At 76.0% G+C, this 11281-nt stretch carries 11 protein-coding genes and 1 pseudogene; 2 read left to right on the forward strand and 10 right to left on the reverse strand.

Annotated features, from left to right (window positions below):
• Together CCL05_RS30550 and CCL05_RS30555 are read right to left on the reverse strand one after the other, a co-directional pair.
• A partial coding sequence (locus CCL05_RS30550; RefSeq protein WP_086563930.1) for a Re/Si-specific NAD(P)(+) transhydrogenase subunit alpha occupies window positions 1–1271 on the reverse strand: 1271 nt, incomplete at its 3' end.
• 531 nt (window positions 1272–1802) lie between these two features.
• Window positions 1803–1994, reverse strand: a pseudogene (locus tag CCL05_RS30555) (transcriptional repressor); the annotation flags it as partial.
• Window positions 1995–2143: 149 nt separating this feature from the next.
• On the opposite strand from CCL05_RS30555, the gene CCL05_RS30560 reads away from it, so the two are divergent.
• The gene (locus CCL05_RS30560; protein WP_086563931.1) at window positions 2144–3052 is read left to right on the forward strand and encodes a polysaccharide pyruvyl transferase family protein; all 909 of its coding nucleotides are present in this window, start codon (window positions 2144–2146) and stop codon (window positions 3050–3052) included.
• 136 nt (window positions 3053–3188) lie between these two features.
• Window positions 3189–3509 (forward strand): DUF3040 domain-containing protein, encoded by a 321-nt coding sequence (locus tag CCL05_RS30565; protein WP_086563932.1) that lies wholly within the window; start codon window positions 3189–3191, stop codon window positions 3507–3509.
• 54 nt (window positions 3510–3563) lie between these two features.
• On the opposite strand, the gene CCL05_RS30570 is transcribed toward CCL05_RS30565, so the two are convergent.
• The 8 genes from CCL05_RS30570 to CCL05_RS30605 form a co-directional block, all read right to left on the reverse strand.
• Window positions 3564–4460 carry a glycosyltransferase family 2 protein gene (locus tag CCL05_RS30570; protein ID WP_086563933.1) on the reverse strand — a complete coding sequence of 299 codons (897 nt, stop codon included), beginning with the start codon at window positions 4458–4460 and terminating at the stop codon, window positions 3564–3566.
• Window positions 4457–5338 carry a glycosyltransferase family 2 protein gene (locus CCL05_RS30575; RefSeq protein WP_086563934.1) on the reverse strand — a complete coding sequence of 294 codons (882 nt, stop codon included), beginning with the start codon at window positions 5336–5338 and terminating at the stop codon, window positions 4457–4459. The genes CCL05_RS30570 and CCL05_RS30575 overlap by 4 nt, the downstream gene beginning before the upstream one ends.
• A 14-nt stretch (window positions 5339–5352) precedes the next feature.
• Entirely contained in the window at window positions 5353–6330 is a 978-nt protein-coding gene (locus CCL05_RS30580) for a glycosyltransferase family 9 protein (protein ID WP_086563935.1), read from the reverse strand.
• 65 nt (window positions 6331–6395) lie between these two features.
• The gene (gene rfaE2, locus CCL05_RS30585; RefSeq protein WP_086563936.1) at window positions 6396–7760 is read right to left on the reverse strand and encodes a D-glycero-beta-D-manno-heptose 1-phosphate adenylyltransferase; all 1365 of its coding nucleotides are present in this window, start codon (window positions 7758–7760) and stop codon (window positions 6396–6398) included.
• 1 nt (window position 7761) lies between these two features.
• On the reverse strand, window positions 7762–8565 hold the full coding sequence (locus CCL05_RS30590; protein ID WP_244204467.1) for a D-sedoheptulose-7-phosphate isomerase: 804 nt from the start codon (window positions 8563–8565) through the stop codon (window positions 7762–7764).
• Window positions 8565–9782, reverse strand: a complete 1218-nt coding sequence (locus CCL05_RS30595; protein WP_086563937.1) for a glycosyltransferase — start codon at window positions 9780–9782, stop codon at window positions 8565–8567. Before CCL05_RS30595 ends, CCL05_RS30590 begins: the two co-directional genes overlap by 1 nt.
• On the reverse strand, window positions 9779–10729 hold the full coding sequence (locus CCL05_RS30600; protein WP_086563938.1) for a glycosyltransferase: 951 nt from the start codon (window positions 10727–10729) through the stop codon (window positions 9779–9781). The genes CCL05_RS30595 and CCL05_RS30600 overlap by 4 nt, the downstream gene beginning before the upstream one ends.
• A partial coding sequence (locus CCL05_RS30605) for a glycosyltransferase family 9 protein (RefSeq protein ID WP_143589970.1) occupies window positions 10726–11281 on the reverse strand: 556 nt, incomplete at its 5' end. The genes CCL05_RS30605 and CCL05_RS30600, both read right to left, overlap by 4 nt.

An 11281-nucleotide genomic window follows, 5' to 3' on the forward strand; every position in this document is an offset into this window, starting at 1 on the left:
TGGCCGATGAGTTCGCTCGGTGAGAAGGCCGTCACCAGGAACAGCGCGAGCGCCCCGGCGCCGACGAGGGCGTACGAGGACCACGCGGGGCGTGCGGGCTTCGCCTGCGGCGTGGCGGGCGCGGGTGCGGCGGAGACCTGGACCGGGGGCGGCGGCCAGGTCTTCTCGCCGTCGCGGACCACGGTCATCGACCGCTGCACCACGTCGTCGAAGTCCAGGACGAGCCGGCCGTCCTTGCCCGGGGTGAGCAGCTTCAGCAGGTTGACGACGTTGGTGCCGTACAGCTGCGAGGCCTGGGCCGGGAGCCGGCCGGGCAGGTCGGTGTAGCCGATGATCGTCACGTCGTTGTCGGTGACGACGGCCTTGCCCGCGACCGTGCCCTCGACGTTGCCGCCCTGGGCCGCGGCCATGTCGACGATCACGCTGCCGGGCTTCATCCGTGCGACGTCCTCGGCGGTGACCAGCCTCGGCGCCGGGCGGCCCGGGATGAGCGCGGTGGTGATGATGATGTCGACGTCGGCGGCCTGCTCGGCGTACAGCTGCGCGGCGAGCCGGTCGTAGTCCTCCGAGGTGGCCCGCGCGTAGCCGTCGGTGCTCACCTCCTGCTCGACGCCCACCGTCAGGAACTCCCCGCCCAGCGAGCGGACCTGCTCGGCGACCTCGGGCCGGGGGTCGGTGGCGCGGACCACGGCGCCGAGGCTGCGGGCCGCGCCGATCGCGGCGAGTCCGGCCACCCCGGCACCGGCCACCAGCACCTTGGCGGGTGGCACCTTGCCGGCGGCGGTCACCTGGCCGGTGAAGAACCGGCCGAAGGCGTGCGCGGCCTCGACCACGGCCCGGTATCCGGCGATGTTCGCCATCGAACTGAGCACATCCAGGGACTGGGCGCGCGAGATGCGCGGCACAGCGTCCATGGCGAGCACGGTGATCGGGCGCCGCGCCAGTTCGTCGACCAGTTCCGGGTGCAGCGCGGGGCCGATGAGGGCGATCAGCGTCGCCCCGTCCCGCAGCCGGCCGATCTCCTCGCCGGAGGGGCCGTTCACCTTGAGCACGATCTCCGCCTGCCACGGGTCGCCGAGCCGGGCGCCCGCCTCCTCGTAGGCCGCGTCGGAGAAGCGGGACGAGGCTCCCGCCCCCGGTTCGACCACCACCTCGTAGCCGAGCGCGGCAAGTCTTCCCACGGTGGCCGGCGTCGCCGCCACCCTGGTCTCGCCCGCAGTGGACTCGGCGGGTATGCCGATCCGCTGGGGTTCCGGTTCCGCTGGGGCCATCGTCTGCCTCTCCGTCGTCGGGGGTGTCTGTCCTCCTTGGTGCCCGCATCCTGCACGCTCGACGCCGTGTGTGCGGCGGGCCAGGGTCACATGGCCGACGAGGTCGTCCTCACACCGCAGAGGGGTTGCCGTGAGACGCATTCAGGGGTAGCGGTGTGTCCAGCGGACTTCTGATGCGTCACGGCGGCGCCGGGCGCAGACTGAATCAGTGAGCAGACGCGCCCGGGGGCGGCGTTCTTCGCCCTCGGCGGGCGTGCCGCGGACGACTTCCGGCCGCCGACCGGCACCGGCCCCGCCGCCGACGCGACACCGGACGCCATGAGCGCCGTCCGCATGGACTTCGCCGAGGCCAACCAGTGAATGTTCTACGGCATGGCCATCGCCCTGGGCATCGGCTTCCGGCGGCCGGGCGGCCGGGCGGCCGGGCGACCACCACGGCGGCGGAGAAGGGCGAGCCGGTCGCGCAGACACGCTGACCGCCGTACGGCCCTGCGGGGGTGGCGATCCGGACCCGGCTGCGGGTCTCGGATCGGGCCGGCTGCGGCCGCAGCGGCGGCAGAGGAGGTGGTGGCGGTTCTCGCCGGCCGGCCGCCCCAGGTAGAGCCGCTCAGCGCCCTCGTCGCGTACGACGTCCACCCACCCGGCTCGGTCCGGTTCGCGCAGGGTGCGGTAGACGGTGGTGAGCCCCACGGTGCTGCCGGAGCCGGCCAGCAGGGCGTGCAGTTCCTGCGCGGAGACGAAGAACGGCGGCGGCACGCAGTTCGCGTCCGACGCCGCCTTCTACGCCCGGTGACCAAGGAGCGGTTGCCCGTAATGCCCTGATTGTCTTCCCGGTGGGCGGGCACTCAGGGCGTGTGCACACTCAAGACGGCATGCGACCGCGCAGGGTTCTGCTGACCGGGTGGTTCAGCTTCCGGGACGGGGAGGCGACCGCCGGGGACGTGCTGGCCCTGCGCCGGGTGGAAGACGTACTGCTGGGCACGGGCATCCCGTACGACGTGGCCTGGAGTCCAGGATTCCGTCCGGAGGCCCTGCATCTGGACCGGCTGTGGCCGGAGGACTACTCGCACCTGGTGTTCGTGTGCGGCCCGCTGCACGGGCCGCAGGTCGAGGAGCTGCACCGGCGGTTCGCGCACTGTGTGCGGATCGCCGTCGGCACCTCGGTGATCGACCCCGCCAGCGCGGCCGTGACCGGCTTCCACCGGGTGCTGCCCCGGGACGGGCCGGACAGCGAGCCGGTGGAGGACCTCGCGGCACGCGCCCCGGACGCGCCGGCCCGGCCGGTCGTCGGGGTGATCCTCACGCACGGGCAGCAGGAGTACGGGGAGCTGCGGCGGCACGCGCAGGTCGCGGAGGAGGTGACGCGCTGGCTGGCCGGGAAGGACTGCGGCCGGCTGGAGCTGGAGACGCGGCTCGACACGCACGACTGGCACCTCAGTGCCACGCCCGCGCAGCTCCAGTCCGTGCTGGCCCGGCTGGATCTCGTCGTCACCGACCGGCTGCACGGGCTGGTCATCGCGCTGCGGGTCGGCACCCCGGTGCTGGCCGTCGACCCGGTCGAGGGCGGCGCGAAGATGACCGCACAGGCCCGGGCCTGCGGCTGGCCCGCGCTGGTGCCCGCCGAGCGGCTGGACGTGCGGCAGTTGGACCGCTGGTGGGACTGGTGCCTGACCGGCGGCCGGGTCGCCGCGCGGCAGATCCGGGACGGGTTCCGCGAGGGCACCGTGCCGGACAGCGCGGACCGGCTCGTCGAGGCGCTGGCGCGGCCCGTCCCCGGTTAGTTCCCGGGATTCACGGGGCACCCGCTTGTACGTCCGCCGCTGTACGTCCCCCCGTCGCACGTCCCCCGCCTGTACGTCCCCGTGGTACGTCCCCCCGGGAGGAGAGACGGTCCGGCCGCCCGGAAGGAGAAAGCGCGTGTCCATCGGCCGACTTCCCGAGAACGAGCAGCGCATCCTCGACGAGATGGAACGCGCGCTGCGCCGCGACCGTCGTCTCGACCGCCGGCTGCGCACCCTGCGACTGAGCCGCCGCCCCGACCCCGCCCGGCTGCTGTCCCGCCTCGGCTCCTACCGCCCCCGTGTCTGGACCGTGGCGGTGCTGCTCGCGGTGTCGGCCGGGCTGATGGTGGCCGGGATCGTCACCTCGGAGCCGGGGGTGATCTGGGCGTTCGCCGTCATCTGGCCGCCGACGCTGTTCGCCCTGTTCCGGCTGATGTGCCGGTGGTGCGGGGGCTGAGTGTCCGCCGCTGATCCGGCGGGCTGAACCCGCATCCCGCGTGGGGGTGCGGGTTCAGCCCGTGTAGCGGCGGGCCTTCGAGGCGCGCTGGGCCGGTTCCAGCAGGCGCAGGCGGGACTCGACCTCGTGGGGCAGGACGCGGCGTTCGCGCAGCACCCACGGCAGGGCGGCGGCGGCCTCGGCGAAGGCGCGCAGGGACGCGGTGTCGCGCGGCACCGTGCGGGCCAGGTCCACGGTCCGGCGCAGGGCCGGGCCGGCCGGGCGGCGCAGCCAGGTGAACCACAGGGTGTTGCGGATGCCGTGGGACCGGCGCACGGTGGCGTCCCGGGCCACGGACGGGTGGTGGTGCACCACCAGGTGGTCGGCGTACGTCAGCCACCATCCGTCGGCCGCCAGGTCCGCGGCGAGCAGCTCCTCCTCGCCGCCCAGCCACAGCCGCGGATGGAAACCTCCCGCGGTCCGGAAGGCGTCGGTGCGCAGCACGGTCGCGGCGGCCAGGAACGAGCCGAGGGCCGGTCCGGGCAGCCAATCGGGCCCGGGGACGGGCGAGTCGCGCAGTTCCTCGACGATCGGGTCGTCGGTACCGTCCGGTTCGACGACGATCCGGGCCGTGACCGAGCCGAGCGCCGGATACCGGTCGAGCAGGTCGGCGGCGCCCGCCAGCGATCCCGGCGCCCACCAGGAGTCGTCGTCGCAGAAGGCGACGTAGGGCGTACGGACCTGCCGGATCGCCAGGTTGCGGCCCACGGCACCGAGGTTGCGGCCGGGCAGCAGCAGCCGGACCCAGGGGTGACGGCGAGCGACGGCGTCGGCCGTGCCGTCCGTGGAGCCGTTGTCGGTGACGATCACCGGTGGCTTCTCCGGCAGTTCGGCGAGCCGGTCGAGCGTGCGCAGCAGTTCCCGGCGCCGGTTGTGGGTGATGACGACGACGGTGGTACGGGGGTCGGTCATGCGGCGGCTCCCTCCAGCAGGCGCGCGGCCCGCTCCACGTGCGGCGGCAGCGGCCTGCGGGCGCGCAGGGCGGCGGGCAGCCGGGCGAGCGTGCCGCGCAGGGCCTGCCGGGCGTGGTCGTCGTGCCGGGCCTCGGCGGCGAGGGCCCGGGTGCGGGCGAGTGCGTAGGGCACGGGGCGGCGCAGCCAGGCGGTGAGGAGTTCGTTGCGGCGCTGGACGACCGGCCGGCCCGTGCGGGGCGAGGGCGCGGGGTGGTGGTGGGCGATGATGTCCGGGCAGTGGGTGACGCCCCAGCCGCGGGCCGCCATGTCGTAGGCGAGCAGGGTCTCCTCACCGCCGAAGAACAGCAGCCGGTGGAAACCGCCCACGTCGAGATAGGCGCTGCGGCGGACCACGGAGGCGCAGGCGAGGAAGCCCAGGACCTGGGTGCCGGGCAGGTCGGCGGCCCGCCCGAGGGGCGAGGCGGCGAGCACGTCGTTGAGCGGGTCGGGGTCCGCGGCGGGGCCGACGAGGGTGCGGGCGGCGATGAGCCCGAGCCGCGGGTGCCGTTCGAACAGGCGGACCGCCCTGCTCAGGGCGCCGGGCGCCCACCAGGAGTCGTCGTCGCTGAAGGCCACGTAGGGCGTGTCCAGGGCACGGGCGCCGTAGTTGCGCGCCAGGGCGCCGTGGTTGAACGGCAGCGCCAGGACGCCGACCTGGGGGAAGTCGCGGGCGAGCATGGTCCGCGTGTCGTCGGTGGAGGCATTGTCCGCGACGAGGATCCGGGGCCGTTCGGGCAGGGCGACGAGGTGGCGCAGGGCCTCGGCGAGGGCGGCGCAGCGGTTGCGGGTGGCGATGACGATGCCGACGGGCGTGGCCTCCGGACGCGGGATGGTCATCGTGCGGTGCCCCCTCACAGGTGTCGGATGCCGGGCAGGTCGTCGACGGCGCGCAGGACGTCGTCGGGGGTGATGCGCAGCAGCGCGGGGTCGGGGCGGCGGCCGTGCGGGTCGCCCTCCGGGCCGTACCACAGCGCGCGGTGGCGCGGGCCTGGCGGCGGTCCCCAGCGGCTCGGTGCGACGGGCCCGAAGAGGGTGACCGAGCGCGTGGCGTGGGCGACCGCGAGATGGGCGATGCCGGTGTCGCCGCTGATCACGGCGTACGCGTCGGCGACGAGGGCGGACAGCCGGCCGAACGGGAGGCCGCCGCCGAACACGTCGGTGTCGGGCAGGCCGGCCTGCTTGGCGAGCCGGGCCACGAGGTCGCTCTCGTCGGCGCCGCCGGTCACCACGACCCTCAGGCCCCGGGTGCGCAGCCCGTCCGCGACGGCCGCGTACCGCTCGACGGGCCAGCAGCGGGCGGGTGACCCGGCGCCGGGATGCAGTACGACCGCGCCGGGTGCCGGGGAGGCGGTGACCGGGCGGGGCAGGCGCACGTCGGCCGGGTCGGCGTCGATGCCGTACGACTGGAGCAGCCGGCACCAGCGGTCGCGTTCGTGTTCCTCCGCGTACCAGGGCGGGCCGTCGACCTCGGGCGTGTCGGGGTGGGCGAAGGCGAGCAGCTTCAGCGGGCGCAGCGCCATGAGGAGCCGGTGGCTGGGCGGTCCGTTGCCGTGCAGGTCGACGGCGACGTCCGGCGGCGGTCCGCTCCAGTCGAGGGTGTGCGGCACGCCCCGGCCCGGCGCGGAGGCGGGCAGCAGCCGGTCCACGGCCCCGGTCGCCTCGGCGACGGGACCCAGCTCGGCGGGCGCGGCCAGGACGAGCTCGTGCCCGGGGTGCGCCCGCCGCAGGGCGCGCAGCGCGGGGACCCCGGCGAGGAGGTCGCCGAGGCCCAGGGCGCGCAGGACGAGGAGGCGGGGTGACCTCGGTTCGGGAACCGTGTCCGGTGTCATGCCAGCAGCCTGCCGTGTGCCCTCCGGGTGCGCCCCCGCAGCCCCGCTCATCGGGTGCCGGCCCGTCATCGTGCTCCTTCCGCCGCCCGTTCCATGAGGGCCGTCGAGGAGCGGCCGTCGAGGTAGGGCAGGAGGACCGCCTGACCGCCCCACTTCTGCAGGAGGGCGGCTTCGGGCAGGTCGGCGGCCGCGTAGTCGCCGCCCTTGACCCAGACGTCGGGGCGCAGGTCGGCCAGGAGGCGTTCGGGGGTGTCCTCGTCGAAGACGGCGACCGCGTCGACGCAGGCCAGCGCGCGCAGGACCCGGACCCGGTCGGCGAGCGGGTTGACCGGGCGGCCACCGCCCTTGCGGCGCCGTACCGAGTCGTCCGAGTTGACGCACACCACGAGGCAGTCGCCGAGCCGCCGGGCGGCCTGCAGCAGCCCGACGTGGCCGGCGTGCAGCAGGTCGAAGCAGCCCCCGGCGGCGACGACCGTGCCGTGTGCGGCGCGGACCCGGGCGGCCAGGGCGTACGGATCGTCGTCGTCGGGCGGCGGCGCCGGCCGGGCGTCCGCGCTCGGCACGGCGGCGGCTCCGCCCGCCGCGACGAAGCCGGTCGCGGCGGCGACCGCACCCTCGACGGCCTCGGCGACCAGGACACCGTCGGCGAGCAGCCCGGCGGCGGTGGCGGCGAACCGGTCACCGGCCCCGCAGCTGTCGCCGTGGTGTGCGGCGGGCGCGGGGACGAGGAGCGGGTGCTCCCCGTAGGAGAGCAGGGCGCCGCGGGCGCCGAGGGTGACGGCGACGGCGGCGGCCCGCCAGTGCCGTACGAGGGCGGCGGCGCTGTGGGCGGCGGCGTGCAGGTCCCGGCGCGCGGTGCCGTCCTGCGGGGCGAGGGCGTGGGCCTCCTTCTCCGCGGGCGTCACCAGCCGGGTGCCGGGCACGGGGGCGCCGCCGCGCGGGTGCGGGTCCCAGACCAGCGGCGGGCGGGCGGCGAGGACGTCGCGGAGGACGTCGGCGGTGCCGCGGCCGTAGTCGGAGACCAGGACGGCGGGCGCGGAGCGGACGGCTTCGCGGGCCGCGTCCGTGGCCTCGCGGGTGCGACCCGCGCCGCGGTCCAGCCGGACCACCGGGCGGTCCTGCGCGAGGACGCGGGTCTTCTCGGACAGCGGGCCGGTCAGGGGCAGCGGCACGAGGGTGAGCCAGGGCTCCAGGAGGCGGCGCAGCGCGCGGCTGGCCGGGTCGTCGCCCACTCCCGCCACCAGTGTGACGTCGCGGCCGTCGCGGGCCGCGAGGTAGGCGGCGAGTGCCGCGCCGCCGGGCCGGGTCCGCTCCCCGCAGTCGTCGACGACCGGCACGGGCGCGTCGGGCGCGAGCCGTTCGGCGCGCCCGGTCACGTCCCGGTCCAGCAGCGCGTCACCGACGACGACGAGGGGTGCCTTGCCGTTCATGTCACCTCCTGCCGTCGCCGTCACGGCTGCGGCCACCGCCATGCCACCGGCCGTCGCGGTCGCGCAGGCCGCCGTGCCCGTTCTGCCGGCCGGCGCTGCCGTCGAGCCACCGGCCGTCACCGTCCCGCAGGCCGCCGTGCCCGTCCTGCCGGCCGTCGCCGTCCCACTCGCCGCCGTGCCGGTCCTGCCTGCCGTCGCCGTCCCGCCGGCCGGCGTCGTGCCCGCGCCAGGCCCCGTTCTCCACCGCCGTGTCGAACGCCTCGCACACCATGTGCACCGCCACCAGGTGGAGTTCCTGCACGGTGGCCCCGGTCGGCGCCTCGACGCACAGGGACTCGTCGCTGCCCGCCATCAGCGGGTTGGGCGCCGGGCCGGTGAGGGCCCACACCCGTACGCCGGCCGCGCGGGCGGCGTCCGCGGCGGACAGCAGGTTGGCGCTGGCGCCGCTGGTGGACAGCAGCATCAGGACGTCGCCGGGGCGGCCGTGGGCGCGGACCTGGCGGGCGAACACCTCGTCCACGCCGTAGTCGTTGGCGATGGCGGTGGTGCTGGAGGTGTCGGCGTGCAGGGCGATCGCCGAGAAGGCGGGCCGGTCGTCGCGGTAGCGGCCGACGAGTTCGGCGGTCAGGTGCTGGGCCTGGGCCGCGCTGCCGCCGTTGCCCGCGGCCAGCAGCCGGCCGCCGCCGGTGAGCACGGCCGCCAGGTGCTCGCCCCACCGCTGGGTGATGTGCGCCGAGGCGCGGAACGAGGTCAGTGCGTCCTGCAGTTCGTCGCAGTGGCCGGTGACGGGCGGGTGCACGGTCATCACGCCACCTCCTTCTGCTGTGCGTGTCCGGCGAGGACCTGGCGGTGGACCTGCTCCACGCCGTCGGCGACGCGCCGCCAGGTGTAGCGGTCGAGGACGCGGTCGCGGCCGGCGCCGCCGTAGCGGCGGCGCAGCGCGTCGTCGGTGAGGAGTTCGCGTACGGCGCCGGCGATCGACTCGGGGTCCTGCGGCGGGACGAGCCGGCCCGTGGTGCCCTCGGCGACACTGTCGCGGTGGCCGCCGACGTCGGTGGCGACGACGGGCACGCCGCAGGCCATCGCCTCCAGCGGCACGATCCCGAACGGCTCGTAGACCGGCGTGCACAGCACCAGGTCCGCGCTGCCGATGAGGGCGGGCATGCCGTCCGGGTCGACCGCGCCGAGCAGCCGCACCCGGTCGGCCACGCCTGTGCTGCGCGCGAGCCGCCGCAGCCGCCGCGCCTCGGGGTCGTCGGCGAGCCGGTCGGCGGCGGGTCCGCCCGCGATGAGGAGTTCGGCGTCCGGGATCCGGGCGAGGGCGCGTACGGCCTGGTCGTAGCCCTTGCGCGGGACGAGCCGGCCGCAGGCGAGCAGTCGGTGCCGTGCGCGGCGTGCCGGGACGCCGTCGGACCGTGCCCCGGGCCGGAACTGGTCGGCGTCCACCCCGCAGGGCACCACGGACACCTGGCGGCGCGGCACGCCCAGCTCGGCCAGTTCGTGCACCTCGTCGGTGCAGGTGGCCAGGACGCGGGCGCAGCCCCTGCCGATCTGCCGCTCGATGCCGACGCGTTCGGGCGGGCTGGTGTCGAGCCTGCCCTGGTGGCGGCGCTTGACGGTGCCGAGGGCGTGGAAGGTCTGCACGACGGGCACGCCGTGCGGCTGGGCGCCGATCCGGGAGGCCATGCCGGACATCCAGAAGTGGGCGTGCGCCACGTCCGGCCGCTCGCGGGCCCAGGCGCGGGCCAGCCAGGCGCCGAAGTCGGGCATGTAGGGGAACAGTTCGTCCTTGGGGACGGGCTCGGCCGGCCCGGCGGGCACGTGCTCGACGACGGCCCCGCCGGGCAGCGGCACCCGGTCGGGCAGGCCGGGCGCGTCACGCCGGGTGTAGACGGTGACGTCGTGGCCGCGCCGGGCCAGTTCCTCGCTCAGTCGGGCCACGTACACGTTCTGGCCCCCTGCGTCGACGCCGCCGAGCGCGGCGAGGGGGCTCGCGTGCTCGGAGACCATGGCGATCCTCATCGGGCCACCTCCTTCAGCAGCCGCTCCCAGTCGTCCAGGAAGCGGGACAGCCCGTAGCGGGCGAGCGCCGCCGCCCGTGCTCCCTCGCCGACCATGCGCGCGTGCAGCGGGTCGGCGACGAAGTTCCGTACGGCGCGGGTCAGTTCGTCGATCCGGTTGGAGACCACTCCGGCGCCGGGCGGGACGGCCTCGGTGACCTCGGTGGTGGCGAGCGCGACCACGGGCATGCCCAGGTGCATCGCCTCCAGCAGGGACAGGCCGAGGGAGGTCCAGCGGACGGGGTGGACATAGACGCGTCGCCGCGCCATGGCCGAGTGCAGTTCGCTCTGGGTGAGTTCGTGGGAGCGGCAGCGGTCGGCGGGGATGCCGAGATGGCCGGCGAGGCCCTCGGTGCCCATGCCGAAGACGTCCAGCGGGGCCGCCTCGGCGAAGGCCGGCAGCAGGTCGGTGCCGGTGGTACGGCCGCGCCGGACCGGCTCGTTGACGGCGACGGCGGCGCGTTCGAGCTCCCCGGTCCACAGCGGCCCGGGGTCGACGATGCCGTGCTCGATGACGGTGCTGGGCGCCGGACCGGCGTCCCACATCAGCCGGTTGAAGTGCGTGACGTGGACGAGGGTGACACCGGGGATGTCCGCTGCCGGATGGCGGGTGTCGGGCACGTCGCCGTGCGGGGCGTTGTGCTCCAGGTACACCAGCGGCGGGCGACGGCCCAGCCACCGGTCGACCAGGTCGAGTTCGTGCGGGCGTTGCAGCACGACGACGTCGATGTCCTCGTCCCGCAGCCGTTCCGGCGGCACTTCCACGACCGAGTCGGGCCAGTCCCAGGTGCGGGCGCGGCCGAGTCCGTCGGGGCCCCGGTCGGGGGTGACGGGGACGACGTAGGTGTGCGGGCCCTGCACGAACGCGGTGGTCCACGATCCGTGCACGTGCCAGAGCAGGATCCTCATGCCGCCTCCCCCATCAGCTTCTCGACGGCGGTCACCACGTCGTGCGCGGTGACGGTGTCCAGGCAGGGATGGCCGGGCACGGGGCACTCCCGCGCCCTGCTGTCCGCACACGGGGCGTCCTGGTCGCCGAGCAGCACGTACGGGACGCCGTACGGCCGCCAGCGCTCGGCGGGGACGACCGGGGAGAACAGGGACACGACCGGGGTGCCGACGGCGGCGGCGAGGTGGGCGGGTCCGGTGTTGCCGGTGACGACGACGGTGGCGCCCGCGAGGACGCCGGCGAGTTCCTCGGCCCCGGTGCGGCCGCCGAGGTCGAGGGCGTGCGAGCCGGCGACGTACGCGGTCAGGTCGCGCTCCCCCGCGCCGCCGGTGACCACCACGCGGTGCCCGGCGGCGGCCAGTTCGCGCACCGCCTCGGCGCAGCGCCCGGGGCTCCAGGCGCGGGCGGGGACGCTGGCGCCCGGGTGCAGGACGACGTACGGCTCGGGGCCGGTGAGCCCGGCGGTGGCGGGCGGCGGGAGCAGCCGGGGCCGGCCGTCGTCGGGCGCCGGG

The organism is Streptomyces africanus, assembly GCF_002150735.1.
In the GTDB taxonomy this organism is placed as follows: domain Bacteria; phylum Actinomycetota; class Actinomycetes; order Streptomycetales; family Streptomycetaceae; genus Streptomyces; species Streptomyces africanus.

Excerpts from the sequence above, each read along its gene's own strand:
- CCL05_RS30560 (WP_086563931.1), top strand. The coding sequence starts at position 2,144 with ATGCGACCGCGCAGGGTTCTGCTGACCGGGTGGTTCAGCTTCCGGGAC.
- CCL05_RS30570 (WP_086563933.1), bottom strand. The coding sequence starts at position 4,460 with ATGACCGACCCCCGTACCACCGTCGTCGTCATCACCCACAACCGGCGC.
- CCL05_RS30575 (WP_086563934.1), bottom strand. The coding sequence starts at position 5,338 with ATGACCATCCCGCGTCCGGAGGCCACGCCCGTCGGCATCGTCATCGCC.
- CCL05_RS30580 (WP_086563935.1), bottom strand. The coding sequence starts at position 6,330 with ATGACACCGGACACGGTTCCCGAACCGAGGTCACCCCGCCTCCTCGTC.
- rfaE2 (WP_086563936.1), bottom strand. The coding sequence starts at position 7,760 with ATGAACGGCAAGGCACCCCTCGTCGTCGTCGGTGACGCGCTGCTGGAC.
- CCL05_RS30590 (WP_244204467.1), bottom strand. The coding sequence starts at position 8,565 with ATGACCGTGCACCCGCCCGTCACCGGCCACTGCGACGAACTGCAGGAC.
- CCL05_RS30595 (WP_086563937.1), bottom strand. The coding sequence starts at position 9,782 with ATGAGGATCGCCATGGTCTCCGAGCACGCGAGCCCCCTCGCCGCGCTC.
- CCL05_RS30600 (WP_086563938.1), bottom strand. The coding sequence starts at position 10,729 with ATGAGGATCCTGCTCTGGCACGTGCACGGATCGTGGACCACCGCGTTC.